We start from the raw sequence: 445 nt of genomic DNA, 5'->3' as shown, positions 1-445 counted from the left end.
CAGAGTCTGCTTTATTGGAGAGGGTGCCTGCATTGATGAAGTTATAAACTGAGCTTGCATTAGAAGAAACAATGCTTGTGACTTCATTTGCACTCAAGGTTTTATTATAAGTGCCCAATGCTGCATCTCCAATAAAGGTTAGATTCAATGCATCTGTACTAGCAAGTGTTCCTAGTGAATACGAAGAAGAAGCAACCCAAGCATTTTGTCCATAGGTTGGAACAATTTCTTGTGTGTTTGTTGCATCTTTTGTAAGGGCTTCTGATGTTGCATCTGTTGGGATGGTGGGTTTATTTAAAGCAGCAATCTTGCTATCAGTCAATGAGAGATTTGTACTACTATCCTTTTCTTTGAGGATTGTTTCTAGACCTTTCTTATCATCACTTGCTTTTGCAAAGACCATATGCATCCCACCACTATTGGCTTTTCCACCAAAGAAGTTATT

Annotated in this window: 1 protein-coding gene; it reads right to left on the bottom strand. The window is 38.7% G+C overall.

The features are described 5' to 3' along the window. The coding region (locus tag BKH41_RS09945) for a hypothetical protein (protein ID WP_180762820.1) at nucleotides 1–445 on the bottom strand (445 nt) is incomplete at both ends.

The organism is Helicobacter sp. 12S02232-10 (assembly GCF_002272895.1).
In the GTDB taxonomy this organism is placed as follows: domain Bacteria; phylum Campylobacterota; class Campylobacteria; order Campylobacterales; family Helicobacteraceae; genus Helicobacter_J.
The sequence above is the reverse complement of the archived record's forward strand: the minus strand, read 5'-3'. Positions and strand labels throughout refer to the sequence as shown.